At 50.1% G+C, this 24596-nt stretch carries 17 protein-coding genes; 9 read left to right on the top strand and 8 right to left on the bottom strand.

Features of this window, described 5'->3' with window-relative positions:
- Positions 1–64 precede the first annotated feature (64 nt).
- The gene (mnmH, locus tag V5T57_RS00960) at positions 65–1096 is read left to right on the top strand and encodes a tRNA 2-selenouridine(34) synthase MnmH (RefSeq protein ID WP_332889275.1); all 1032 of its coding nucleotides are present in this window, start codon (positions 65–67) and stop codon (positions 1094–1096) included.
- Entirely contained in the window at positions 1093–2139 is a 1047-nt protein-coding gene (gene selD, locus V5T57_RS00955) for a selenide, water dikinase SelD (protein ID WP_332889274.1), read from the top strand. The genes mnmH and selD overlap by 4 nt, the downstream gene beginning before the upstream one ends.
- A 403-nt stretch (positions 2140–2542) precedes the next feature.
- Here the strand turns inward: selD and V5T57_RS00950 are convergent, their stop codons facing one another.
- From V5T57_RS00950 to V5T57_RS00930, 5 genes are all read right to left on the bottom strand, one after another.
- The gene (locus tag V5T57_RS00950) at positions 2543–3370 is read right to left on the bottom strand and encodes an SIR2 family NAD-dependent protein deacylase (RefSeq protein WP_332889273.1); all 828 of its coding nucleotides are present in this window, start codon (positions 3368–3370) and stop codon (positions 2543–2545) included.
- Positions 3367–3714, bottom strand: coding sequence for a TraR/DksA family transcriptional regulator (locus V5T57_RS00945; RefSeq protein WP_332889272.1), 348 nt, complete (start codon positions 3712–3714; stop codon positions 3367–3369). Before V5T57_RS00945 ends, V5T57_RS00950 begins: the two co-directional genes overlap by 4 nt.
- 8 nt (positions 3715–3722) lie before the next feature.
- A complete protein-coding gene (locus tag V5T57_RS00940; protein WP_332889271.1) occupies positions 3723–7220 on the bottom strand; it encodes a PAS domain-containing sensor histidine kinase in 3498 nt (1165 codons plus the stop codon).
- A 38-nt stretch (positions 7221–7258) separates the two neighbouring features.
- Positions 7259–8218, bottom strand: a complete 960-nt coding sequence (locus V5T57_RS00935; RefSeq protein ID WP_332889270.1) for a substrate-binding domain-containing protein — start codon at positions 8216–8218, stop codon at positions 7259–7261.
- Between the two features lie 340 nt (positions 8219–8558).
- Complete coding sequence (locus tag V5T57_RS00930) at positions 8559–9485, bottom strand: LysR substrate-binding domain-containing protein (RefSeq protein WP_332889269.1); 927 nt, start codon at positions 9483–9485, stop codon at positions 8559–8561.
- Between the two features lie 255 nt (positions 9486–9740).
- Between V5T57_RS00930 and V5T57_RS00925 the strand changes: the two genes are divergently transcribed.
- From V5T57_RS00925 to V5T57_RS00915, 3 genes are all read left to right on the top strand, one after another.
- A complete protein-coding gene (locus V5T57_RS00925; RefSeq protein WP_332889268.1) occupies positions 9741–12902 on the top strand; it encodes a sensor domain-containing protein in 3162 nt (1053 codons plus the stop codon).
- Between the two features lie 326 nt (positions 12903–13228).
- The gene (locus V5T57_RS00920) at positions 13229–14203 is read left to right on the top strand and encodes an ankyrin repeat domain-containing protein (protein ID WP_332889267.1); all 975 of its coding nucleotides are present in this window, start codon (positions 13229–13231) and stop codon (positions 14201–14203) included.
- A 173-nt stretch (positions 14204–14376) separates the two neighbouring features.
- A complete protein-coding gene (locus tag V5T57_RS00915) occupies positions 14377–15963 on the top strand; it encodes an SUMF1/EgtB/PvdO family nonheme iron enzyme (protein WP_332889266.1) in 1587 nt (528 codons plus the stop codon).
- Between the two features lie 59 nt (positions 15964–16022).
- On the opposite strand, the gene V5T57_RS00910 is transcribed toward V5T57_RS00915, so the two are convergent.
- From V5T57_RS00910 to V5T57_RS00900, 3 genes are read right to left on the bottom strand one after another with little or no spacing between them, the layout of a single operon-like run.
- A complete protein-coding gene (locus V5T57_RS00910; RefSeq protein ID WP_332889265.1) occupies positions 16023–17951 on the bottom strand; it encodes a sensor histidine kinase in 1929 nt (642 codons plus the stop codon).
- A 10-nt stretch (positions 17952–17961) separates the two neighbouring features.
- On the bottom strand, positions 17962–19986 hold the full coding sequence (gene mnmC / locus V5T57_RS00905; protein WP_332889264.1) for a bifunctional tRNA (5-methylaminomethyl-2-thiouridine)(34)-methyltransferase MnmC2/FAD-dependent 5-carboxymethylaminomethyl-2-thiouridine(34) oxidoreductase MnmC1: 2025 nt from the start codon (positions 19984–19986) through the stop codon (positions 17962–17964).
- 32 nt (positions 19987–20018) lie between these two features.
- Entirely contained in the window at positions 20019–20936 is a 918-nt protein-coding gene (locus V5T57_RS00900) for a DMT family transporter (RefSeq protein WP_332889263.1), read from the bottom strand.
- Between the two features lie 137 nt (positions 20937–21073).
- Here V5T57_RS00900 and cobU point away from each other — a divergent pair, with 137 nt between their 5' ends.
- From cobU to V5T57_RS00880, 4 genes are all read left to right on the top strand, one after another.
- Positions 21074–21556: a bifunctional adenosylcobinamide kinase/adenosylcobinamide-phosphate guanylyltransferase gene (cobU, locus tag V5T57_RS00895; protein WP_442918157.1), complete on the top strand. Its 483-nt coding sequence runs from the start codon at positions 21074–21076 to the stop codon at positions 21554–21556.
- Complete coding sequence (locus V5T57_RS00890; protein ID WP_332889261.1) at positions 21553–21879, top strand: YnfA family protein; 327 nt, start codon at positions 21553–21555, stop codon at positions 21877–21879. Before cobU ends, V5T57_RS00890 begins: the two co-directional genes overlap by 4 nt.
- A 412-nt stretch (positions 21880–22291) precedes the next feature.
- Positions 22292–23803 (top strand): tetrathionate reductase family octaheme c-type cytochrome, encoded by a 1512-nt coding sequence (locus tag V5T57_RS00885; protein WP_332889260.1) that lies wholly within the window; start codon positions 22292–22294, stop codon positions 23801–23803.
- Positions 23804–23812: 9 nt separating this feature from the next.
- Positions 23813–24433 (top strand): cytochrome b/b6 domain-containing protein, encoded by a 621-nt coding sequence (locus V5T57_RS00880; protein ID WP_332889259.1) that lies wholly within the window; start codon positions 23813–23815, stop codon positions 24431–24433.
- Positions 24434–24596: the final 163 nt, after the last annotated feature.

Below are 24596 nucleotides of genomic sequence, written 5' to 3'. Positions count from 1 at the left end.
GGCGTATAATGGGCGTATGAATGAGCCCACCGCCTGTAGATGGGCCCTTCTTTTAGGTTATCTCATGCCTGTTGATGTTGAAATCTTTCTGGATCCTGCTGATACGGCACCCATCATTGATGTGCGTTCACCGGGTGAATATGGCCAAGGGCACCTGCCTGGCGCGGTCAGCATGCCACTCTTTACCGATGAAGAACGTGCCGAAGTGGGAACCACCTATAAACAGGTGGGGCCTGAGCAGGCGTTTACTCTAGGGCTGGACCGTGTAGGCCCTAAAATGTCCCATTTTGTCCAACGGGCCAAAGAGATCGCCCCAGATGGTGACATTAAGGTCTACTGTTGGCGGGGCGGCAAACGCAGCGGCAGTATGGGGTGGTTGTTGGCCCAGGCGGGTTTTAAGACCCAGGTACTCAAAGGGGGCTATAAAGCCTACCGGACCTATCTGCACTCTGAGCTTGAAAAACCCCTGAAACTGGCCATTGTTGGGGGTATGACAGGAAGCGGCAAAACCGATATTTTGCACCAGTTGGCCCAACGTGGCGAGCAGGTGATCGATCTGGAGGGTATAGCCCACCACCGAGGTTCTGCCTTTGGTGCCGTGGGGCTGCCCGATCAACCGACGAATGAACAGTTTTGGAATCAGGTTTTTGACCATCTTCAAAAATTGGACCCCCAGCGGACCATCTGGATGGAAGATGAAAGCCGCTCGATAGGTCGTGTGACCGTTCCTGAGCCCCTGTTTCAGCAAAAAGAACAAGCCCCCGTTTATGCCGTAGAGGTACAGACGGCGTTACGGGTTGCGTATCTTAAAGAGGTCTATGCCAGCCATCCCGTTGAAGAGCTACAGGGGGCTTTGCAAAAGATTGAACGACGTCTAGGCCGTCGTGACACTGTGGAGATGCAACAGGCTTTGGCGGAGGGGGATATGGACCGTGTTACCCGCCGTCTGTTGGGTTATTACGATAAAATGTATCAGCATGGCTTGGCACGGCGGGCGTCGGACCAAGTGGTCCATGTAAAATTGGAGCCTGAGGCTCTGAATTGGAATGATTGGCTGACCCGGGTGACGGACCAGCTGTTGGAGGTTAGGCGTTGAGTACCCCTGTTAAGTTGACAGAGTTTAGTCCAGGTTCTGGCTGTGGATGCAAACTCTCACCCAAAGATCTGGCAACCATTGTTCATGGCACCCATACCTTCGCAGCTGCACCAGATGCCAAGTTGTTGGTGGGGAATGACAGCAACGATGATGCGGCGGTTTATGAAACCGGAGATGGTCAGGCGATTATTAGCACCACCGACTTTTTTACCCCGATTGTGAATGATCCCTTCCTGTTTGGTAAAATTGCCTCGGTCAATGCCATTAGTGATGTCTATGCCATGGGGGGGCGTCCCCTCGTGGCCATTGGTATTTTGGGGTGGCCAGTCAAGAAACTCTCCACTGAGGTTGCCCAAAAGGTTCTGGAAGGCGCCCGAGCAGCATGTGCTGAGGTGGGGATTGCCCTGGCTGGTGGTCACAGTATTGATATTTCGGAGCCCATTTTCGGCTTGGCTGTGACCGGTCAGGTTGCGGTTGAGCAACTGAAGCGCAATAACAGTGCTCAGGCTGGTTGCCAGCTGTTCCTTACCAAACCGTTGGGGGTTGGTATTCTAACCACGGCTGAAAAACGGGGTATTCTAAAACCCGAACATGCCACCGCTGCTGTGGACTCCATGACCCGTTTTAACCGTATTGGCGTGGAGCTGGCCAAGCTGCCAGGGGTGACCGCCATGACCGATGTAACCGGTTTTGGTCTGTTGGGGCACTTGGTGGAGATGTGTGAAGGCAGTGGTGTTAATGGTATTGTGCAGCGTCAGGCCGTACCCCTGATTGATGGCCTTGATTACTACCTGGATCAAGGAAGTACACCAGGGGGGACGAAACGGAATTGGCAGAGTTATGGCCACAAAGTTGTGGACCTTCCAGAGCGAGACCAAATGGTGTTGTGTGATCCACAAACCAGTGGTGGCTTACTGGTTGCGGTCAATGATGCCGGGTTGGCTGATTTTAAAAAGGTTACGGTAGCCGCAGGGATGGATCTACAACCACTGGGTCGGTTGGTCCCCCGAGAAGGGGCAGGACCTTATGTTGATGTCCAGTAGGTCACACGTGTAGGGGCTCTTTTTTTGTACGGTGGTACCGCAGGGTTGAGACACCATATGGTGTGATCCCCCATAAGGTTGCTTGGTGAGTCGGATGAAACTGGACGCAGCTAAAACCCCAGCACTGCCGCTGTGCAACCCGTATAGGGTGCCCATGCTCTACCTCTTACATGATCTCTTATGGGGTTGAAAACAACCCGGTGGTGAAGGCCAATGCTTAGCGGGTAGAGAGCTTATTCTCTCTCTTATGCAAAACGGAGGCAGATCTGGATGGTATGGTGGCTGCTTTGGCGTTCCCTGGTCTGATAACGCCACATAAACCCTGTTAAAAGGGAGGCTTCCCCTTAACCTAGCAGCACCGTTTGGTGATTCTCTGCCTTAGGTGTACGCGGCTAGGCGGTGATTAAGGGGCCAGTAGTGCAGCGATACCCTCTGCCGCGCCCATGGCCAAACCGTGGGCATTGATATGCGCCGGGACATGGCTATCTCGGGGATTAATGCGGATGAGTGTCGCCCCTAACCCTTCCGCGACCCGCTCTGAAAAATAACGGACCGTTGGAACCGCTTCGCCTGCACCCAGCTCTAGGATGGTCACTTTTTTTCCATGGGCACGCTGTAGCCAATGGTTCAGGTTCTGATCCTGCTGTTGCTCTCGTCGGCTGATCCACTGACCATCACCAAACATCAAAATATTGGGTCTGGCCAAACAACCGCAGCTTGGGCAGGTCGGTAAGGGCAGGGCGGCCATGAATGAGTCAGGGTCGACCGTTAGGTTCAGTGACTCAGCAGACCAAATTTGATCACAGCAAGGCTCGGTACATTGTAGGTGGTGGATAGAGCCGTGGCACTCTAGAAGTACCTGATCATCAAACCCCGCACGCTGGAACTGTCCATCTACATTAGAGGTAAAGATACCGTAACCACTGGGCCGTGACTGGGCATAGTGCAGCAGTGTTGTAAAGCCTGCATGAGGCTTTGTTTGACGGTAAAGGTGCAGTCGGTGCCCATAAAACCCCCAAGCCAGTTGTGGGCGCTGTTCAAACCAGTGAGGGTTGGCCATGTCAGAAAAGCCAATCCCCAAATGACGTAGGGGAGGGTAGGCTTTCCAAAATCCCTCATTACCCCGGAAGTCAGGTAAACCGGAGTCCACCCCCATACCTGCGCCAGCGGTAATCAACAGGGCGTCGGTATCGGCCATGCACGCTTGTAGATTGGGTAGAGGACTCATCATGGATTCTCAGCTTCAGTGGCACACTGGATGCAGTTGGGTAGGCTCGGGTCCAGCTCCAAGCGTTTCAGCGCAATTTCCTCGCCACATCGCACGCAATCGCCAAATTCATCTTCATCGATGCGCCTGAGTGCCGCATCAATGCGCCCGACTTCCAAATGGCGACGGATACCACTCTCTTTCGCAACCGCTTGCATCTGTATGGCATCCATACGGGACAGCCGACCCACACGGGTTTGGTCAAGCTCTACGGCCTTTTGGCTTTCGCTGGCACTTTCATCATCAGCGACCAGCTCGGCACGGCGGGCCAATAGGCGGGCTTTAAAATGATCCAGATCCAATTCCATGGGATGACTCATGATGGTTTTTGAGCATGCTGCTCGATAATCTCCAGCAGTTTGCGTTTTTTAATGGGTTTGGTCAGATGATCGTTACAGCCCGCTTCCAAACTGCGGTCTCGATCTCCACTTAGGGCGTGGGCCGTGAGGGCATAAATCACCCGAGGATCGGTGATCTTTTGTTCAACCTCCCACTGGCGAATGGTACGGGTGGCGCTATAACCATCCATGACCGGCATCTGCATATCCATGAAAATAAGATCAAACTGCTCAAGACGAACACGGGCAACTGCCTCAGCACCATTTTCCACCATCACCAAGTGATGGTGGGTGTTTTGCAAAAAGGCTTTAAACAGCGTTCGGTTATCCTCAGAGTCTTCAACCAATAAAATGGAAAGAGCTCGGCTGATAGCGGGCTCAATGTTTGCCAAAGCTGTCTCGGAGACCCCTTGGTTGAAGGGGGGGACTATGGGGGTGTGGATGGCTTGCAGTTGATCAGGGTCTTCCGCTAAGAGAAGCGGTAGAGAGACATGGAAGGTGCTCCCTTCGCCCTCCACACTTTCTGCCCAGATACGCCCTTCCATTAACTCGGTAAAGCGGCGGCAGATGGCCAAGCCCAACCCTGTGCCACCAAAGCGACGGGTAACGCTGGAGTCCTCTTGCGTGAAGTTATCAAAAATACGTTCTAACTGTTGAGGCGCGATCCCAATACCTGAGTCTTTAACGGCGGCATGTAGTTGATTATGCGCCCGCTTTTCAATGGTTAGGCTTACGCCCCCCTGTTCTGTAAACTTTAAGGCATTGCCAATAAGGTTATAGAGCACCTGACGGACCCGCCCTGCATCCCCCACAATAAACTGCCCATGTAGATTAGGATCAATCTCCACATCAACGGTTAAATTTCGATTAAGAGCTTGAATGCGGAAGAAATCTGTAATGCTAATGACCAGTGCATCAAGCTGGAAAGGGGCTTTTTCAAGGACCATTCGCCCAGCTTCAATCTTAGATAGGTCAAGAATATTATCAATCAGCTCCAATAAAGCATCTCCCGCATGTTGCAGGCTGTTAACGTAGTGGGTCTGATCGTGGTTAAGCGTAGTCTCCAGCAGCATTTCCCCCATACCAATGACAACATTCATGGGGGTGCGGATTTCATGGCTCATGGCGGCGAGGAATTCTGACTTACTCCGGTTGGCCCCTTCGGCATCCTCTTTGGCATGTTGTAGTTCATGTTCAAACCGCTGACGTTCCGTGATATCCCGAGCGACCCCAATTAACCCAAGCAGCTCACCATGGTGACCATGGAGAGGGGATTTTTGAATAAGAAAAGGGGCTTTGTGGCCATTGGCAAACAGCCCATCGGCTTCATGGCTATACGAGCTGTTGTTGGCCAAAACTTCACTATCGCCCAATCTAAGTAAGGTTTGCATATCAGAATGAAACAGCTCTGTATCGGTTTGACCGATTAAAGAGGATTCTGGCATGCCACAGAAGCTCTCAAAGGCCCGGTTACACCCCATATAGGTGCCATCTGCCCGTTTGTAGAAGATGAGATCGGGGATAGAGTCGATCAAGGAGCGCAGCAGCGCCCGCTCTTTTCCCAGCTCCAACTCCATATGCTTACGGTCGGTAATATCTGTAATGGTCCCCACATAACCTTGGATAACATCTTCCCTGTCCCGTTGTGGTGCCGCTTCACCAATCACCCAACGTATGGTGCCGTCGGATCGAAGAAAGCGGTACTCTTCACGAAAATTACTGCCGTCAACAGCGCTTCGGTACCAGCTTTGGGTGACACGAGTCTTATCATCCGGGTGCAGGTTCATCCCCCAACCGCCCCCTAAGGCTTGGTGGGAAGAGGTCCCGGCAATGGTCTCCCAGGTGCGGTTTACGTAGATACACTCACCATCATGGTCGGTTTGAAAAACGCCAACCGGTGAAACTTGGGCCAAGGTTCTAAAGCGCTCATTACTCTCGTTTAGAGCAGCATCAGCTTGTTTGCGTGCCGTAATCTCCTCTTCCAAGCCAATATAGTGGGAGATCTCACCATGATCATCCATCACCGGAGCAATGTGGGCCATTTGCCAATGCAGCTCCCCATTTTTTTTCCGATTAAGAAACTCACCCCGCCAGGTCGCACCAGCAGAGATGGTGCGCCATAAATCCCGGTATTGCTCTGGTGGGTTGAGGTCCGATTTAAGCAGGTTGGGGGTTTTGCCAAGTACCTCATCAGCATGGTAGCCGGTTAACTGCTCAAAGTAGGGATTTACATACTCAATAATCCCCTGCGGATCAGTAATCAAAACAGAGACAGGGGCCTGTTCAAGACCCGTTGAAAGGGTGCGCAGAGTTTTTTCCCGCTGCTCAACCGAGTGGGCCAGGGTATGGAACTCCTGGGCCAACATTTGGAACTCTGAAGCGCCCTGGGCCAAGTAACGCGGGGGGATTTGCCCTTGATTATGAAATTGATGGATCCCTTGCAGGATGGCGCGCATGGGGTTGACCAATTGACTATGGATAAACCACCAGCCTAGGGGGATTAACAGTAGCGCTGAAAGTAAACCGCCAACGGTAGCGGCACCACGAAATGCTGCAAAGCTGGATGTGACCTGAGCTTTGGGTAGCCCAAAACCGATGAGTAGGCGGTCCCCATCATTAAGGTCGGTATGTAAAAGAGAAAGATAAAAGGCGGGATGATCCAACCAATCGTCACTCACCTCATCCGGGGCGGAGGCGACCTTCCGCAAGTCTGTACTGTTTAGGTTCTTTTGTAGGTCGAGCCCAAAAAAATAGTCATTACTAATTTCAATACCAGACGGTTTTTCTCTTTGATGCACCAGACGAATGTTCGAGCGGGTACGTAAGGCGATGCGACTGGTAAAATCTTCATCCAAGCGTGACATTAAAACCAGCGTGCCGGCCAGCTTAGGTTCTGTCCCCTGGCTGCGCCATATTAAGGGGGCGACCGCAACCTGAGAGGTTTGATGCTCAATATCCATCAATTGATGCAGGGCATCACCACTAAGCCACTGTTGTAACTGTTCCAGTGGCAACTGGGGCGCTGGAGGGGGGGCCTGGGTTCGGTCCAGGGCAAAATGGGTTGCGCCATCAGGGCCAAACCCCCGGTAGCCCACTTTGGTTTTTTCTTTATGACGATCAATCCATATAACCGGTTGTTGCTTGGTATCGTAGAGCGTTATTAACGCGTTGGTTAAACCGTGGGTGCGTTTAATAATTTCACTGATGATCTGCTCTTTTTCCCGATCAAAAACCAGGGTTTCAGCACGGGTTGGGTCTTCATAACGGTTAATCAAATGCATGGGGCCGCTGATATTGGCCGCTTGTGCCAAGGACTCAACCCGTTTAGTGAGGTCAGAGGCCCGTTGCTCCAGCTCATCTAGAAGAAACTGATGGGCAAACAGCATGTGCTGGCCAGCACGGAGAAGAAACTCTCGGTGCATAAAGCTATTAAATAGAAAGCCTACGATGAGTAGCAGCAAAAGAGAGGCAACCATCCAGGCAGCAATAAATTTTCGTTTAATATCCATAAGGGTTAGAAAATAGGTTCTATGTTATCGACATTCTCTTTCGAGACTAAAATAGATGGCACTTGCTGATATTTAGGAACGGCCTGGCCTTGCAGAATTTTTTTAACCGCCTCTGCACCTTCTTTGGCGCATGTTGGATAGGTAAATGAGGCGTTGATTTCTCCCTGTTTAATGGCCTGTCGACCTTCACGGGTGTAGTCAATACTGACAATGGGGATCTGCTTAGGGTCTTTGCCTGCCCGTTTTAAAGCCAAAATAGCCCCTAAAGCCATGGAGTCTGAGTGGGCATAGATCGCATCAAATGGGACATTCTGAGCAAGAATGGACTCCATAATAAGGATGGCCATCTCTTTTTTGTAGTTGGCAAAAGGCTGGGCCGTTATCTGTACATTGGGGTAGTTGGCCAGCTCTTGAACAAACCCTTGTGTACGTTGCCGGGCAGTTGATGCGCTACCCAGCCCTTGTATCATTAAGACGTTGCCTTTTCCTTTGAGAAGTTTGGCCACATGCTGGGCGGCATGTCTGCCAATTTGTGCATCGTCTGGGGCGATGAAGGTGGTAAAGCGTTCATTCATGGTGCGTCGGGTTAATAGCACCACAGGTGTACCCTGTTGGTGTAGAGCAGAAATGACCGGTGTCATGACTGCACCATCCCTTGGGCTGCTCACAAGAACGCGAGCCCCCTGCTTTACCAGCCGCTCTGCGTCCATAGCCTGTTGGGTCGTGCTACCTTGCGCATTTGTGATAAACACCTGAAAACGCTTGTCTTGCATTAAGGTTTTACTAAAAGTGTTGGCTTGGGCTGCCCGCCAGGGAATGGATAGCGTGTCTTGAGCAAAGCCAACCCGCCAAAGTTTACCTTTGGCCTGTGCGGCTTGTGCCGAAACAAACATGACGGTAAGAGCAAAGATCAAAAAGAGGATCATTCGCAGGTTGGCTTTGGCGTTATGACTGTTGTTGTGCATTGTATTCAACCGTTATGGCTTAAGGATCAGGCAGACGGTGTTGTCAGGACCGTTGATCCATTTGGGTTGCAGGACGCGACAACATCACAGGCTAAAGTCTACCAAAATCAAACACAGGATGCGCAGATTTCCTGACCAAATAAGCAGAAAAACAGCATATTGTTACATGAGGTGGGTGTGACGAACCAAAAAGAGTAGAGTCAGGTGCCCGGAGGGTGGGGTGGAAGGAGGTAGGCTGGGTAGGCCTCCGCCGGACACCTGACCATGGCTCTACTATAATATATAAATTTTGATAAATATAATTGAATGATTCAATTGTTTTGATAGTCTGGGTCAATCGTTAGGGCATGACCAGCACTCCGGGTAGAGGCATCCTCTTTACAACATCGGTTAATAGTTCAACCGCAGCAAGGCGGCTGAAGGTTCGTCGCCATACAATGCTGACTGTTCGGTAAGGGGCAGGTTCTGCAAAGGGAATATGCCGAAGTGTATCCCGGTGGGCAAACGGATAATCGGCGACTGTACTAGGAAGAACTGTAATGCCAGCACCACCAGCAACCATATGACGGATGGTTTCAAGTGAGCTGCTCTCTAAGACAGATGATAGGCCATTAGGGTCGCTGGAGATGCTATTGCACTCAGGGCAGAGCGCAAGGACTTGATCGCGCAAGCAGTGCCCTCGACGAAGCAGCAATAGAGGTTGCTGCCCCAACTCATGCCCCCCAATACGGTCTCGATCTGCCCAAGGGTGGCTTGTTGGTACAGTCACCCGAAAAGGCTCTTGGTACAGGGGGGCTACGGATAGGCCGGGTTCTGCGCACTCCCGTGCAATAAAGAGTAAGTCAAGGCTACCCTCTTTTAGGTGACTGATCAGTGTATCGGTATAATCCTCCTCAATCATTAAGGGCATGTCCGGGGCTGAGGCCTGACAGCGGGGTATAAGCTCGGGTAACAGATAGGGGCCAATGGTGTTGATAACCCCAATCCGTAAGGCCCCTTGTAGGGGATCTCGCCTGCTTTTTCCCAGCTCTTTAATACGGTTTGCAGCTTCCACAATTTGGCGGGCTTGGGTCAGAATTTCCAGCCCACTTTCTGTCGGTCGTACATCACTACGGCTGCGTTCAAACAGGATGATGCCTAGCTCCTCTTCCAATTTGCGAATACCAATGCTCAGGGTGGGTTGTGAAACATGGCACGCTTTGGCGGCTCGGCCAAAGTGCCGGGTGCGTGACACGGCATCGATAAATCGCATTTGATTAAGATTCATGTTGAGCTCCTAAATAGACAGCATAAGTGAAGCATGGTGTCGTGTTTGGCGGTTGAAGGTCAACGATTGATCCTTTTAATTAAAACGATTGATCCTTTTAATTAAAGGGTGCAGTTACTGTAATGATGTTGACCTTATGTTACCATTGCTTCAGTCCATGAGGTGAGTTAGAGCAGATAAAGTGCAAAACAGAGAAACTCTGTTGTTGAAGGGTGTATGAACTGGGAAGGTGATGTGAGAAGGCAGCGTAACATAATGGAACGTCAAGGCTTAGAGGGGATGCTCCAAGGCTGGTCAGCCTCCCGCCGTATTGTGGCTATGATGGCGATTATGGTGGGGTTGGTTATCCTGGTGGGGGGGATCACGACTTATGTTCTCTACCAAAATGCATTGAGTGAAAGCCAGTTACACTTGATGGATTCAGCTCGACAGATGGCATTGAACCTTCAGCAGGGTAGCCGTGGGTTAGGGCTGTCAAACACTTCTAAGCGCATCTCCACGGATGAACAGAGAATAATCCGACGTCAGAAAGTGCTCGTTAAGTTAAGAGAACGCCTTGTTGCTGAGCAGGGTAGGAACCGCTCTTTAGGGTACCTAACGATCATTCAAGCGGGTGATCAGGATATTTTGATTCTGCTTGCTGAAGATGATTTAAGGAACCCTGCTGTCCAACATTTTTCATATAAAAATAATGATCTGCACCCATTTGTAAAAGCTCTTCAAGGGCACGTAGGATCAGCTGTTGCCTTAAATGTCAAAGCTCAACCGGCCCTGTTTGGCTATGCGCCTATTCCAGAGTTGGAGTGGGCCATCACCATGCATTTACCCCTTGAGCATGTGCGGGGTCCTTTTTTACGTATTGCCTGGGGGTTGTTATTGGCCTCGGCCGTTGTGATGCTGCTTGGCGGGGGGCTTTTTCTTAAAGTGGGCCGTCCGTTGATCTCAGGCTTGGAGCGCTATCAAGCCCGTTTGGGCTTGGCCATGGAAGCATCGCGGATTGGTATTTGGGAGTGGGATGTTCTCGGTGGACAAATGGTCTGGGATGAAGGTATGTACCGGATCTTTGACTGTAAGAGTGATGCTTTTGATGGTACTTGGCAGGGGTTCCTCTCTCGTTTAAATACGGAAGATGCTGCACGTTTAGAACAGTACCGTCAGGGTAGCTTTAGCCATCAAGCCCGTTTTGAGGTGGAGTGTCGAACCCGTGAGCCGGGTGATGGACAAAAAATAGTATCCTTACGTGGTGAGCTTCACATGCCGCACCATGGTGTAGAGGCACGTCTGATTGGTGCCTGTTGGGATATTACCAGTCAAAAACGGGCTGAACAGAAGCTGCGGGAAAGTCGTCACCAACTGGACCGTGCCCAACGTCTGGCCAGTCTTGGATACTGGACGTGGGATCTGCACAGTGGCGACCAGTTTTGGTCCAATGAAATCTACCGTATGTTGCACCGCCCCAAAGCTCATTTAAGTGCAAGTTTTGAGAGCTACATGGATCATGTCCATCCTGATGATCGAAAACGGGTTAAGGATATGGTGGACCGGGTTCTTAAAGAGCCAGATATGTTCTTCCGGGTAGAGCATCGCATTGTGCGCTCGGATGGTTCTACCCGTACGGTCTTACAGTTGGGGGATGTGGAGCGAAATGCCTCAGGTGAACCGCAACGCATGACCGGTACCGTGCAAGATGTGACAGACTTGAAGCGGACCCAGGAAAACTTGGATCTGGCCAAATATATTTTGGATACCACCAGTGATGCCGTCATTATTACCGATGTCAATAACCGAATTATCGATGTAAACCGAGCTTATACACAGATCACCGGTTTTTCCCGTACTGAGGTGATGGGGGAAAATCCGCAAGTGGTGCATAGCGGTGATCAGGGTGAAGAGATTTATGCCCGGATCTGGCAATCGATTTTGCAAGAGGGTCATTGGTCAGGAGAGGTCTGGGAGCGACGCAAAGATGGTGAGCTCTTTCCTAAATGGATGACCATGCGGCGTATGCTCAATGAGTATGGTGAGACCGCCTTTTTTGTTGGGGTTTTTGTGGATATCAGTACACAAAAAGCCACAGAAGAGCAGTTGGAACGGTTGGCCTATTATGATCCTTTGACCAAACTGCCTAACCGGGCTCTCTTTCAAGAGCGTTTGACCCAGGCTATTGCAACGGCTAAGCGTTATGACCGCTATGTTGGGGTTTTGTTACTGGATCTCAACCGTTTTAAGTTGATTAACGAAACCTATGGACATGGGGTCGGAGATGCCCTGCTTACTCAGGTTGCTGAACGCATACAAGAACGTCTAAGGGAATCTGATATCGTTGCCCGTATTAATGCAGATACCTTTGCAGTCACCCTATCTGACCTTAACCAAGAGGCTGAGGTCACAGGGGTGGCAAATATGTTGCTCAAACAGTTTACGACCCCTTTTCACGTTGAAACGCATGAGTTTATGGTGCGTACGGCCATGGGTATTGCCCTTTACCCCTCTGATGGTGGTGATGCAGAAACGCTGTTGCGCCATGTGGAAAATGCACTGGGGCAAGCCAAGAAACAAGGCGCGAACAGCTACCGCTTTTATTCGGTGGAGATGTCCAACAGCAGCAATCAGCGTCTGGCCCTTGAGCAGGAGATGCATACAGCACTGGTACAGCAGGATTTTGTGCTGCATTACCAGCCTAAGGTTGATCTGCGCCGGGGGGTTGTTACTGGGGTGGAGTCACTTATTCGTTGGCAGCACGGATCAAAAGGGATGATCTCCCCCGCCCAGTTTATTCCGGTGGCAGAGGAGACGGGTTTAATTGTTCCCATGGGGCAGTGGATTCTGGAAACAGCATGCGCCCAAGCAAAAGAGATCTCTCAACAACTCGATCAACCGTTTACCGTTGCCGTCAATCTATCGGCTCGTCAATTTCAACAACGTAATCTTGTTGATAGCATTGCTGAAGTTTTAAAACAGAGCCGTATTGATCCAGCTATGTTGGAGCTGGAGATTACGGAAAGTATGATGATGGGCAATGTGGAAAAAAGTATAGAAACTCTGGTGGCCATACGGGACATGGGGGTGGCACTGGCTATTGATGACTTTGGTACAGGTTACTCCTCTCTGAGTTATCTCAAGCGTTTTCCTATTAATACCCTGAAAATTGACCAATCCTTTGTTCGTGATCTGGCAGAAGATTCAGGCGATGCTGCTATTGTGTCGGCGATTATCTCTATGGCCCAAGATCTTAATTTACATGTGGTGGCAGAAGGGGCTGAAAACCCTGAGCAAGTACAGTTTTTAAAAAAACGGGGGTGCGAGACGGTGCAGGGCTACTTCTTTAGCCGTCCTCTACCAAAAAACCAGTTGCAGACATTTTTGGCCGATCCTGACGCCGTTACTATGCCAACGGATGCACATCCCCTAATCTAGTTGAATGGATGGTGCGCAATAAAAGAATTTTTCCTCAACAAACCATGTTAATGGTTGGAACTTTTCTCATCAACGCGTACTATAACCCTGCTCGATTTTATGTCGGGTATGAGGGTGTATAAGGTACAGTTTAGGCTGTGCATCATGCCTATGTGGTTGCTTCGCACGCATGGGTTAATATATATATGTATATGGCGTTTTTCTGATTCTTCTTTAAAGAGGAGGAAAACGTGGTATTACCTGAGGTCAACACCCTTTCGTCATGGGTTGTATGATCTATGCCTCCATATCATGTACTGCAATGTGAAAAGTGGATGTTTCCTGCCATGAAAAACTTGAAATATCTCATCTTGATGTTTGCCCTGTTGAGCACCCCCATGGTGCCTGCGACCGCGGGACAGAAGGATGTGGCGGTGAAGCTGCAACAGAGTGCCGCAAATGGTGATCTGAATGGGCTGAAAGCTGCGCTTAAGATGGATGCCTCTATGGTAGACCATCAAAGCCGTAACGGGATGACACCGCTTATGTGGGCCAGTCAGGAAGGGCACGCAGAAGTGGCTAAATTCCTGATCGCCAGCGGGGCAAATGTTAATGCGGATTTTGACGATGGCATGAGCTCTCCCTTGATGCTTGCCGTTGAAGGTTTGCATAAAGAGGTGGTGAAAGTTCTGCTTAAAAATGGAGCAGATGCCAATTTCCGTCCCCGCTCAGGTTCACGCCCTTTGCTCAGGCTTTCTCGCTTTCGCTTGGCCGATTGGGATAGCCGCCGCCGTTCTCAAGTCATTGTTAATCTACTGCTGACCAACGGTGCAGACATCAATGTTCGGGATAAAAAAGACCGCACCCCCTTGATCCTTGCAGCACAGACGGGTAACCCTGAACTGGTGGCCTTTTTATTGAATAAAGGGGCAGAGGTTAACTTTCGGGATAAATTTGGTCAGACCGCTTTGATGCGTGCGTCTGAAAAGGGTTATCACAATATTGTGCATCAGTTGTTGGCCAATGGCTCCAAGCCCGGTCGTAATGCAGCGTGTGGCTGTACGGCCCTGCATATTGCGGCTGAAAATGGCTATGCCCGTATCATCAAACTGCTGATTAAGTATAAGGCCCCCATTGATGAGCAGGAAGAAGATGGCTGGACCGCACTGATGTTGGCTGCACGTAACAACCATGCTGAGGTTGTGCATATGCTTCTAGGGGCGGGTGCAGATGTTACCTTAAAAGATATCGATGGTTTTGATGCTGCGGCGATGGCGGCTAACATGGGGCATAAGGATATTGTTCAAATTCTTAAAAAGTAGCCATCCCCAGTTGTAAAAATAGTGAGATAAAAAAAACCCCGACATGGCTCGGGGTTTTTTGCATTTGTAAGCGTTGAGTCGCTTAGACCTATGCTTGGTTGTGGTACTGAGGCTCTGCTTGCTTTATGTTAAGGGGTTTAGTGATTTGACCACCCTTTGTGGGGAAGATGTGCATGTTTAAAAAATGGTTCCTTACACTCATTGTGCTGACCATGGTTCCCTTGGCCAACGCTTCTCAACCCCGTCCTGTGGCCTGGATTATTACACAAAGCAGTTATCAGACCTCTGGGCTCTCCCAGCTCTCCAAACAAGGGGAGGATCTGCAACAGGCCCTTCAAAAGCTGGGATATCTTGTTACCCGTAAACAGGATCTGGGTCACGCTTCACTGGCCAAGGCGTTAGAAGCATTTGCACAGGCTGCCAAAAAAAAGTCAGGCTCTATACTCTACTATATGGGACACGCCATGCAGTATCAGGGCGAAAACTACCTGATACCTGTTGATGTTGTTGTTGCCCACGGGCATCAACTGCCATCAAAAGGCTTGGCTGTCGATCCGCTGTTAAAAGCGCTGGATGATGCAGAGGGGCCCAAACTGGTGGTCTTGGATAGCCACTGGGCTAATCCCTTCGCTCGCTTTTTTCGTGTTAAAGAACCTGGTCTTGCGCATATGCGTGCCCCGTTTAATGGTGTGGTTGCCTTTGCGGCGGCACCCAATCAGGGCGCTCCAAAAAACCAGCAACAACCCAGCCTGTATACACAGGGGTTTGTATCACAACTTGGCCAGCAGGCAACTCTTTCAGAGTTGTTAATGGCTGTGCGCCGTGGTGTTGTTAACGCTGCGGGTAAAAAACAGGTGCCTTGGAGTGCCTCTGAGCTTTTGGCCCCTATGCCTTTTCAACTGATCAAAGATGAACAGGTTGGCACAACCGCTGTCTCTGAGCAGGTGGAGGCCGAAAGCCCATCTTCTCCATTGGTTGAGAAAAAGCATGCACAGAAAATAGATAACGTTGTTGAGGTGCCAAAAAGGAGTATGGGCATGCAAAGTCTGCCCATTCAGGTTGATCCCATTACGGGTTTGGAATTTGTTTTTATTCCTGGCGGCTGTCTACAACAGCCTGTCGATGGGGAAAAAGAGAAAAAAGAGTGTGTCACTGGGTTCTGGTTAAGCCGATATGAGATTACCAATGAAGCGTATTTGCGCTTTCAACCGACCCACCGCAGTGGTTACTATAAGGGATGGTCGTTAAATAGTTTGCGGCAACCCGCTGTTAACCTCTCTCTCATTCAGGCTCAAAAATTTGCCCAATGGCTTTCCCTGCCCGAGGTCCAACGACCCAAGTTTACGCTCCCCACCCAGTTGCAGTGGCGTTATGCGGCCCAACAAGGTGAGAGTATACGTATGGCCGATCTAGATCAGGGCCGCTGTGCCAATGCCAACTTACGCAGCAGTACCATACGTACACTGCCCAACAAACCATGGGTCCAAAAACCTCTAAAAAAACGGGTGGTATGCCGTAATGGTCTCTATGGATCTGGAGTTGTTGGACGTTTTGGTCCGGACCGCATGGGGTTATGGGATATGGTGGGTAACGTCCGCGAGTGGGTGACGGCTTCAGAACAGGCCACAGCGACGACAGCGGTTGTGCAGGGCGGTGGCTGGCAAGATCATAGTGCGCACTATAGCGATGCTCAATCCATTGTTTTGAGTAAGGATGAAGGCTATGAGGATGTCGGTTTCAGGTTGGTAATGCAGCCTTAGTTAGATCGATTGGTTCGACCAAAAAAGGCAGCCTAAACAGGCTGCCTTTTTTAGTGAGTTTAATCCCCTGGAGGGGCGTCGGGAATTTTGAGTGGATCTATTAAAGAGGGCATGCGCATGGTGAACTGTGAACCCTCTCCAGGCTCTGAGGTGCAATGCAGCTCTCCGCCCAGTTTATTGACCACCAGATCATAACAGACATAGAGACCAAGCCCAGTGCCACCCTGATTACGTCGCGTGGTGAAAAAGGGCTCAAAAATACGTTCGGCGGTTTCGCTTGGCATACCTGCGCCATCATCCGCAAATAACATCTCCAGGCTGCCATCTTCGGCCACTTGAAGATGAAGTTGAATCAACCCCGATTTTTTGCCGTTGTCATAGGCGTGTATCAAACTGTTAATCAGAAGATTGGTCACCACCTGCTCCAGTACACCAGGAATACCCCTGAACTGGAGTTTATCTTCGCATTGAATACGGACACCCACTGGGGTGTTTTTAAAGTTACTGTGTAGGCTGCCTACCACATCATCTACCGCTTGGTAGACATAAAAGGTACGGACATCCAGTGAGGCTTGGTCGGCTGAGGTGCGTTTAAAGCGGGTGATCATGTTGGCCGAACGGTTTAGATTTTTCTCGGTGAGCGCGGTCGCTTCATCCATGACCTTTAGCTTATCCAAGAGCTCCTGCTCATCAACCTCATCCTGCTCCAATAAAGCATGGAGCTCATCAAGCTGATTACGTATTTGCGAGGCAGCCCCAACAGCCACGCCAATAGGGGTGTTGATCTCATGGGTAAAGCCAGCAACCAAACGACCCAAGGAAGCCATTTTTTCGGTTTGAACCAGCTCTTTTCGAGCAATATCCAGCTGTTCAAGTTGATCTTCACTGGTACAGCGTGCTGTCTGATCTTTATAGCGTTTTTGGGCAATAACCAAAGCGACCATAAAAATAACAAAGACCACCATTGAGTAGAGAATGAGTATGCTGTTTTGCAGATGGCTGAAGATCGTATCCAGCTCTTTCTGGGGGACATGTGAAATGACTTTCCAGTGGTAGGCCCGCTCCAGAAGTTTGCCTCGGCTTGGGGTGTTTAATGTGGAAGGGCCTGTGGCACTGACAATACTCTTCTTCTCAAGAGGGTAGATGGTGTCAAACAGGAACAGGCCCTTACCCCCTACAATTTTATTACTGTCTTTTAGGCGCATAACACTCCACGCCACAGGGTAGGATTCGCCAATGTGGTGTTTATGCCGGTCGGTAAACATAAAACCCCAGGCTTCTTCTGGGGTGGGGCCCACCAGCCAGTAGCCATCTTGATTCACCATCATGGGGTGGCCATAAACCCCCTGTCCTGAGACGGTAAACCGGTCAAGAAGGTTCTGGGCTAAGTAATTAAGCAGCACAATACCGCGTTTTTGCCCTTGGCGGTCATAAATAGGCGTACCGATACGCAACATGGGTTTAAACGGCTCTTCGACCTTGCCATGTTCGACGTTAAGATCCATGGGTGAGAAAAAAACCTCCCCACGGTTTAAAGCAAAAGTGTCACGAAAGTAGTAGCGTTGCCGTTTGTTTTGTAGCTCTTGACGGGGCACGATCCGGGCATGATTACCCGCAAAGTTGACCCGAATGGTCTCTTCCCCACGGTTATCGATAAAGCGGATTTGATCATAGACCTTTTTAGATTGAGAAAAACTCTGAAACAGACGGTTAATGCGTGCCCGGTTGGCCGCACTTGGGTCATCCAAAAAATCTCCTAAGGCATCTAAGTTAACCAGAAGATCCAGGTCGGTATAGGTGCTCTTAAGGTCTGCAACCACCAGTTTACGCAGGGCTTGAACCTCTTCTCTGGCGTGGGTTTCAATGAGCGCAATACGGTCTAGCTTGTCCAGCTTATAAAGAAAAAAGGTCAGTAAGGATACCGCCAGCAGCAAAGGAAAAAGGATACCAATAAAGGTAACAATGCGGGGTTTGGGTTTGGGTTGCATCTTCTAACCTTTATTCCTGAACCGGTTGTTTTTTTATGGTTCTAATCAGTATTCGAGCAGGGTGCATGGCTGACCATTGATCGGCTTCCAGTGGTAAAGCCGCACCGGATAAGACCGCTGCTATGGTATGCCCCAAAAGAGGGGCGGTCAACAAACCTCGGGAACCTAAGCCGCCCACCATATATAGCTCAGGAACATAAGGGGCGGGTTGGGCGGCAGGGGCTCGTTTACCTTGGTACAGTTTAGCATAAACTTGGCGGTACTCCGATGCATTAGGTAGTGGCCCAACCAGGGGTAAATGATCCCTAACTACAGCCCGCAGTGCCGCACGCCCAGTCAGAGCAGGTTGTGCCCACTCTGTCCCTAGTTCTGGTAAAATATCCTGCAACTGCTGCCAAACATGTTGGTGGCCATCTGCCGTGCAGTTAGACCATTGGGGGTCGGTAAGGTCATCCCAAGGTTTATAGGTTGACCCTAAAACCTGCTTAGTTTCCCCATGTTCATCCGTATATGCAGGGGTTAGGTAACCACCAAAAACCAGTGAGTGGTGGTTCATATCCTGGGCACTGGATGTCATAATACTGAGCTGCCCCTGTATGGCATCATTGGGAATTTCGGCATCTGGGTAGAGTAGGGGGGCGTGGGCTCCTGTTGTGATAATGGTGGCATCAAAAGGTCCATGGGTGTGGCCGTGGCTAGCCAGTTGCCACCCCTCCTGTTGCTGCTGGAGGGCCGTTATCTCCGTGTTGTAGTGTACATCAATGCCACTTAACAGTGCTTCACAGAGGGCTGCGGGATTTAAACAGCAGGCTCGGCCATGCCATAACCCCCCTTTGGGGAGCGAAATGCCGAGTTTTTCACTGGCCTGCGAGGCCTCCATCCACTGTGCGTGGGCTGCGGGCCAACCGCTGTGGCTTAAGGCCCGCTTCATGCGTTGGACCTCGGCATCACTTTCCGCCATATGGAACAGTCCCTCACCTGGGTGGCGAATGGCGGGAAAGTGTTGTACCAGCTGGTCATACAGTGCCAACGCATGAAAGTAGGCTGCGGAATGGAAGCTGCCATCAATGCTAACCCCGGCGGTTAGACGGGGATTGAATAAGCCCGATGGATTACCTGATGCCTCTGCACCCGCATGGCCGTGGCGTTCAAAAACAGTGGGTTTAATGCCCACCTGTTGACAAGCATATGCGGTCGCAGCCCCGGCGATGCCTGCACCAATAATGGCAACCTGTTTAATGGGGGCTTTGGGTGTCGGTGGAATAAACCAACTGGGAATGGTCGCTTTACTGGGGTTGGGGAGTGGCGCTTTGCGCACCATCGTGGCCCGTAAGCACTCCCGTTTTTCTGCAAAACCTGGAGCTTTGTTAATTTCAAAACCGTGGGTTGTTAATGATTTTTTGACCGGTGCTGCAACTGTAAATGAGGCAATACGGGTTCCGGCGTCACTTAAACGGGCGACCTGTTTAAAAACAGCTTCACTCCACATCTGTGGATTACGGCTGGGGGCAAAGCCGTCCAGATACCAAGCATCCACGGTGGCATGTAGCTGGCTTAGCATAAGCTCGACGGGGCCAAAGAGTAGGGTCAACGTTAGGCGTCCATCCCGTAACGATCGGTGATGAAAGCCAGGTGTTGTTTCTGGCCAAACCTCAATCAATTGGGTGGAGAGTTCTTGGAGTTTGGTAAAGGGAGCATGGGCTTGGGCCAGCGCAGCCCTATCCATGGGGTAACCTTCGACGGAAATGTAGTGTAAACGGGCATCTGCTGGGGCGGTTTGTAGCCAAAGGTGAGCCGTTAGCAGAAAGTTAAGGCCAGTACCAAAACCTGTTTCTGCCAGCGTAAAAAGCGTACCTTCCTGCCAGCAAGCAGGGGCCTGTATACCTTCTAAAAAGACATATTCTGACTCTTCTATCCCCTGTTCAGGCTTATAGTAGATATCATCAAAACGTGGACTGTAGGGGGTTGTTTCGTTATGCCACTGTAGGGTAGCACGGCCAATGCCGGAGGTCAGTGGCTCATCGTGTACAGTCATGGTCGTCCCTTAGCCAAAAAATGCATATGCTATTATTCCACAGCTGGGGTGCGAGACAAGTGTTCAATACGGTCTCTGTGGGCAATATAGAGTGTTGCGGCGAGAATAATAGCGGCACCGATCCAGGTAAACAGCGAGGTTGGTTCGCCAAAAATCATCATACCGTAGCCACTGGCAAAAAAGAGCCGTGTATAGTCAAAAGGGGTAATGGCCGTGGCTTCACCGGCGGCATAAGCGCGGACCATCATGGCTGAGGCCAAGGTGGCAATGGCACTGGCGAGTGCCAACAACAGTAAGGTCTCTACCGTGGGCCAGCGCCATACCCATAATGCCAAAGGCATAGAGAGTAGTGTGGAGGCGATGCTATAACGTCCGACGATGGTAAATGTAGCTTCTGTTGTTGCCATGCTTTTAATCAGCACCCGAACGCCTGCGATCAAAAATGGACTGATAATGGCCGCCAGTAGGTCAGGATTAAAAGGGGCTGTACCAGGGCGTAGCATCACCAGCACGCCAATAAAGCCCATAGCGGTGGCGCTCCAACGTCGCCAGTGCACCTTCTCCCCTAAAAACAGCACTGCAAGAGGAATCATAAACAGGGGGTTGGTAAAGGAGAGCGCTGTGACATCGGCCAAAGGTAGGTTGGCGTAAGCATAAAAGGTGGTGGTCATGGCAAAAATGCCCACCAACGCCCGCAAATTGTGGATGCCCTGCCGTTGGGTGCGTAAAATGGCCCCGCGGTTCCTTAAAAGAAGTGGGCTTAGTAGAATCAAGCCAAACAGGCAGCGGAAAAAGACAATCTGTAGGGCGTGCAGGTCACTACCTGTCCATTTAACAATGGCCCCGACGGTGGAAAAAAAGAGACCAGAAGTCACCAGCCACAATGCCCCCCTGACATTGGGGGTGAGATGATCAACCAAATAGTTGGATACATGGGTGTGTAGGGACATGAGCACCGTTCTCATAAAAAACATGGCTGCTACCATACGCATCCAGTGGCTTTAAAACAAAGAATACCTGGATAAAGGGAGGGGGAAGCTTGTCCATTACACTCATTTTGGGGGGGGCTCGGTCGGGAAAAACAGCGATGGCGGAGCAGTGGGCTGTGCAGAGCGGCCAACAGGTTGTGATGATCGCCACAGCGCGTAATGAAGATGGGGAGATGGATCAACGCATTGCACGGCACCGTGCCATGCGCCCTGACCACTGGCTAACGGTTGAAGAACCCGTGCATCTCGCGGCAATCCTTAAAAAACATGCAACCCCTGAGCGTTACCTGTTGGTGGATTGTTTAACCCTATGGATAACCAACCTGCTGTTGGCGGATGAAACAGGTGAGGTGTTGGCTGCAGAAAAAGAAGCGCTTTTAAAGGGGTTGGCAGAACTGCCAGGGGAGGTGGTTCTGGTCAGTAATGAGACCGGTTTAGGGGTTGTGCCTATGGGGGCGCTTACCCGACGTTATGTGGATGAGGCCGGTTGGCTGCACCAAGCTGTGGCCAAACAGGCCGAACGTGTCGTTATGTGTGTGGCTGGTTTACCCATGGTGTTGAAAGGTCAACTTACTTCATGAACAGTGTGGGCACCTATCTCTTGGCCGCCATCGCTGAGATTGCGGGCTGTTTTGCGTTTTGGGCATGGTTGCGTTTAGGCCGATCAATCTACTGGCTACTGCCTGGTGGGATCTCTCTGCTTCTCTTTGCATGGTTATTGACCCGTGTTGAAGCCGATTTTGCCGGCCGTGCCTACGCCGCCTATGGTGGAATTTACATTGTGACCTCTTTGTTATGGATGTGGACCGTCGAGGGGGTGCGCCCGGATTTTTGGGATGGTACAGGGGCGGTGCTTTGTGTCGTGGGTGCGCTGCTGATTCTCTTTGGTCCAAGAGCTCTTTGATTTTTTGTAGGGAGGCCATTTTTGGGGATATATTATTTAACCTATGTTAAGTGATGGAGGTTTTGGCGCAGCTAAGTCGGTTTGAACAGGCCTAAGTAGATGAAGATTATATATATGAACATAACATTAACAGGTAATAGTGATATCGTTTGTAAGAATGTTTAATATTTTTCCAGAGAATATATAAGTCATTGAATAATAAGAGTAAAGTTGACTTCATCGGTTCTATTTGTTACTCTCAAGCTGTGAAATCCTGCAAAACAGTGCTTGGTGTTATTGCTGTTTGCCCTGACAATTTGAGAGGGGGTAGGCCATGTATGCTCAACGATGGATCACACACATAACTAAAATAGGGGTGATGGTCATCACGGTGTGCTTATATGGCATAACGCCAGGGTGGGCGACCGTAGATATGAGTCTGCGTTCACAACATGCACCTTCTACGGCTGACCACACTACATTTAAAGTGTTGGAAGGTCCTTTTAAGGTTGGGCCAGATGTTACAAAGGCCTGTTTAACCTGTCATAGCAAGGCTTCTCATCAGCTTATGAAAACGACCCATTGGACTTGGGCTTTTGAAAATGAACTGACAGGTCAGACGCTGGGTAAAAAACATGTGGTCAACAACTTTTGTGTGGCCACAGCGACCAATTGGCCCCGTTGTACCAGTTGCCATATTGGTTATGGATGGAAAAATGCCAATTTTGATCTGGGTAATCAGAACTTGGTGGATTGTTTGGTCTGTCATGATACGACAGGGACGTACAAAAAATTTCCCACCGGTGCGGGGCATCCCACCTATACACCCAAAGTGTTTCCACCTAAGTCAAAAAAAATCTGGCAACCGGTGGATCTTGTAAAGGTGGCCAAAGGTGTGGGCAACCCTAAAAGGTCCAATTGTGGGGCTTGTCACTTCTATGGTGGTGGTGGTAATGGGGTGAAGCATGGGGATTTAGACTCCAGCATGAGCAATCCGCAAAAAGCGTTGGATGTGCATATGGGGACCGATGGTTTGAACTTCACCTGTCAAACCTGCCACACAACGGGTGGCCATAAGGTAACGGGTTCTCGTTACCAGATGAATGCAGTCGACAAAGTGGGTATTGATGTCCCAGGTAAGACAGACTTTACGCGGGCCAGTTGTGAGTCATGCCATGGTATGACGCCTCATCCACAGAATAACCATCCCAAACTCAACGATCATACCGATAAGGTTGCGTGCCAAACCTGCCATGTACCCACCTATGCACGGGGTGGGCGCAAAACTAAAATGTGGTGGGACTGGTCAACCGCAGGTAAGGGCAAAAAGGTTAAAAAGGATGCCGACGGCTACGCGGTTTATCACCCCAAAAAAGGGGATTTTATCTGGCAGGCTAATGTGGTGCCTGAGTACTACTGGTTTGATGGTCAGATCACATACCAAATGTTAGAAGAGAAGATCGATCCTTCTGGGGTGGTGGATATCAACACCTTTGGTGGCGGTCCTGACCATGCTGATTCCCGCATTTGGCCCTTTAAAGTCATGCGCGGTAAGCAGCCTTATGATGCCGAGCAGAATATTCTCGCGGTACCCCATCTGTTTGGTAAGGATAAAAGTGCTTATTGGAAGAGCTATGACTGGGATAAAGCCATTGAGGTTGGACTGAAAGCTCGAGGCATAACCTATAGTGGCAAGCACGACTGGGTTGAGACACAGTATTTCTGGCCGATCACCCATATGGTGGCCCCTAAAGAGCAAGCGGTGGAGTGTAATGCGTGTCATACAAAAGAGGGGCGGTTAGAGGCGCTTAGCGGCTTCTATATGCCTGGGCGAGATAGTTTCCCCTGGCTCTCAAAATTGGGTTGGTATGGTGCATTGGTTGCTCTTATCGGGGTTACCTTACATGGGTTGGTGCGCATAATTTCCAGTAGTCGTAAAGGTTAGGGGAGGTGCATGATGAAAACCCGTGAGTTGGTTTTTTCCCGTTTTGAACGGTTTTGGCACTGGTTTCAGGCGATCCTGATCATAGGTTTGATGATCACTGGTTTTGAGGTTAATGGTGCTTACACCTTGTTTGGTTATGAAAAAGCAGCGGATTATCACCGCATGGTTGCCTGGGTGTTGATTTGGTTGTGGGTGTTTGCCATTTTTTGGCACTTGATTACGGGGGAGTGGAAACAGTATGTCCCAACGACTGAGCGGTTGTTTGCGGTGATGAAGTACTACTCAGTAGGGATTTTTGACCACTCCATACCTCACCCTTACAAAAAGACCAAACGGTTTAAACACAACCCTTTGCAGCGTATTGCCTACTCGGTGTTTAACATAGCGATCTCTCCCATCATCTGGATCAGTGGGCTGCTTTATATGTACTACAACGATTGGCCCGCCAGTTGGGGGTTAACATTAGGGGATGTGGCCCTGGTACATGTTGCTGCAGCCTTTGCCATGTTGATCTTCTTTGTTATGCATCTATATATGGCCTTTACGGGCCATCCTCCCATGCAGTATGTAAAAGCTATGATCACTGGTTATGATGATGTGTACAGTGATCAACACGGTGCACAAAAATAGTTCGCACAGAACAGATCATGTAAAAAAGGCGTCCTTTGGGGCGCCTTTTTTACATCTGTGATATTAAGCGTAATGAACCCTTTTTTTGTTCAGTTTTTACAGGGGCCAACGCGTTATTACGGCGGAGGAAAATATTTTTTTCCCCTATTTGTGCATTCGGTTG

Origin of the sequence: Magnetococcus sp. PR-3, assembly GCF_036689865.1 — a bacterium.
GTDB lineage: Bacteria > Pseudomonadota > Magnetococcia > Magnetococcales > Magnetococcaceae > Magnetococcus.
This window is presented reverse-complemented; position numbering and strand designations above follow the sequence as displayed.